The sequence below is a fragment of the Wolbachia endosymbiont of Mansonella perstans genome (assembly GCF_020278605.1).
In the GTDB taxonomy this organism is placed as follows: Bacteria; Pseudomonadota; Alphaproteobacteria; order Rickettsiales; family Anaplasmataceae; genus Wolbachia.
Genome location: NZ_JACZHU010000113.1, coordinates 1 through 2,510, shown reverse-complemented (window position 1 = coordinate 2,510; position 2,510 = coordinate 1). Strand labels below are relative to the sequence as shown.

The window sequence follows — 2,510 nt, the reverse complement described above, 5'->3', positions numbered from 1 at the left end:
TAAATGGGAATGATTTAGCAAGTTCAAGAGCGCCGCATGTTGATGCAATAAAAATTATGTTTTCTGATAATTGGCATTTGATTATTTCTGTAATTGTATTCATTTTTTGTGTTGGTAGTTTAAATGCTTGGGTATTATCTAGTGGACAAGTTGCTTTTGGTCTTGCTGAAGATAAACTTATGCCACAATTCTTTTCTAAAAGGAACAAGCACGGTTCTCCCTTTTGGGGAATAATAACCAGCTCAGTTGGAACTATAGTTTTGCTAATTCTTACTTCAAATAACAATTTTGCTCAGCAAATCACATCTATTATCGACTTTTCTGTAGTTTCATTTTTATTTGTCTACCTTGCATGTAGCCTTGCTTTTCTAAAGGTTATTATAAAGGAGAGAAATTATTACAAGCTTTTAATTGGTAGTATATCAACAACCTTTTGCTGCTGGGTGATACTTGAAATTCCTATAAACACCTTGTTAATTGCAAGTTTATTCACCGTAAGTGGTATACCTCTTTATTTATTTTGGTATCGCAGGGCTTTTTAAGAGCATCTCTTAAGAGAGACTTAATATTAGATTAAGTATAATCTCTACTTGCTATCAAAGTTTCCATATGGTTGGATAAAATTACAAATAAAAAATTTTTAAAAAACATGGTTGATGTGACACTACAACTATAGCCAAATTCCCTTTTCTTGTGTATAATCTTAAAAAACTTTCTATATAAAAGTGAAAAGAGCTTTAATATCGGTTTACGATAAAACAAATATAATTGACCTTGCATCGTTTTTGACAAAGCAACAAATAGAGATTCTCTCAACAGGAAATACATATAAAACCCTATCCGATGCAGGAATAAAAACGCAAGAAGTCTCAGATCACACGCAATTTCCAGAGATACTAAGCGGTAGGGTAAAAACTTTACACCCTAAAATTCATGGAGGGATACTATGTGATCGAGAAAAGCACAAAAAAGAAATGCAAGATCTAGGAATCGAGCCCATAGACCTGCTTATAATTAATCTATATCCATTTTGGGAAACAGTAAGCAGTGGCTCAAATGAAGAGCAAATTATAGAACAAATTGATATCGGTGGAGTAGCGCTAATTAGAGCTGCAGCAAAAAATTTTCATTTTACTTCAATTATTTCTAGTACTCAAGACTATGAAACACTGAGAGCTGAGATGGTCAAAAATAACAATGAAACAACATTAGAATACAGAAAACATCTAGCAACTAAAGCATTTGCTCTCACTGCATACTACGATTCTAATATTTACAGTTGGTTCCTATCCCAGGGTAAAAGCAATGAGTTCCCAGAGTTTTTTGCCATATATGGGCATAAAGCACAGGAACTCAGGTATGGCGAAAATCCCCATCAAAAAGCCGCTTTTTACAGTAATCAATTCGCCAAGTATCCGCTGGAAAAACTAAATGGAAAAGAGTTGAGTTATAATAATATAGTGGATATAGAATCTGCGCTTGGCATAGTTTCTGAGTTTCAGGAACCTGCAGCAGTGATAATCAAGCACAATAACCCATGTGGAGCCGCTATTGGCAATAGTGCTCTGGAAGCATACGAAAAAGCTCTATCGTGTGATGAAATAAGCAGTTTTGGTGGCATAGTTGCTTTAAATCGGAAGATAGATTTAAGGTTAGCAGAAAAATTAAGCGAGATATTTTTGGAAGTAGTAATAGCACCATCAATAAACAATAAGGGGCTAGCAGTTTTGCAAAGAAAGAAAAATTTAAGAGTAATTATTCATAGCTCTTTTCAGCAAAATGCAAAGTATCAAATCAAAAACGTTGCCGGTGGGTTTTTAATGCAAGAAAATAATAGCCATACAATAAAAGCAGAAGAAATAAGCCAAGTAACAAAGTGCGCTGCAACGGAAAAAGAAAAAGAAGATCTTATTTTTGCTTGGAAAATATGTAAGCATGTAAAATCTAACGCAATAGTTATAGCAAAAGACGGTTGTGCTATCGGTATTGGTGCAGGACAAACAAGCAGAATAGATAGTGTGAACATTGCAGTTAAAAAGGCGGGCGCAAGGTGCAAAAGTGCTGTACTTGCCTCAGATGCATTTTTCCCATTTTCAGATAGCATAGTAGAAAGCGCAAAACATGGAATTACAGCCATAATTCAGCCTGGCGGCTCGTTGAAGGACCAAGATGTAATAGCAGCCGCGAATGAAAATAAAATTGCTATGTTTTTCACTTGCGTTCGTAGCTTTTTTCATTAAACTTGTACTTCATGTCAATGTACACTTCTTCGCGCATTTAACATTGCTGTGATTATAATTGCATACAAAAAACGTTTACAATCAGCGCTCAATACGATAGATTGTAAACAGTTTATTCCTCGGTAGCTCAGTGGTAGAGCAGTTGGCTGTTAACCAATTGGTCGCTGGTTCGAATCCGGCCCGGGGAGCTTTTATGCTAACCTACTTGATAAAATTCCTAGATTCCAGAGTCAAGCGCACAGCTGTACGAACATTCTTTAAAAGAGTATA

General features: G+C 35.4%; 2 protein-coding genes and 1 tRNA gene. All 3 read left to right on the top strand.

The window, feature by feature from the left end:
• Positions 1-542: APC family permease (locus tag IHO13_RS05150; protein WP_225538578.1), on the top strand; the 542-nt coding region annotated here is incomplete at its 5' end.
• A 177-nt stretch (positions 543-719) separates the two neighbouring features.
• Positions 720-2,240, top strand: a complete 1,521-nt coding sequence (purH, locus tag IHO13_RS05145; protein ID WP_225538579.1) for a bifunctional phosphoribosylaminoimidazolecarboxamide formyltransferase/IMP cyclohydrolase — start codon at positions 720-722, stop codon at positions 2,238-2,240.
• Between the two features lie 116 nt (positions 2,241-2,356).
• Positions 2,357-2,428 (top strand) — tRNA-Asn (locus IHO13_RS05140).
• The last annotated feature ends 82 nt before the right edge of the window (positions 2,429-2,510 follow it).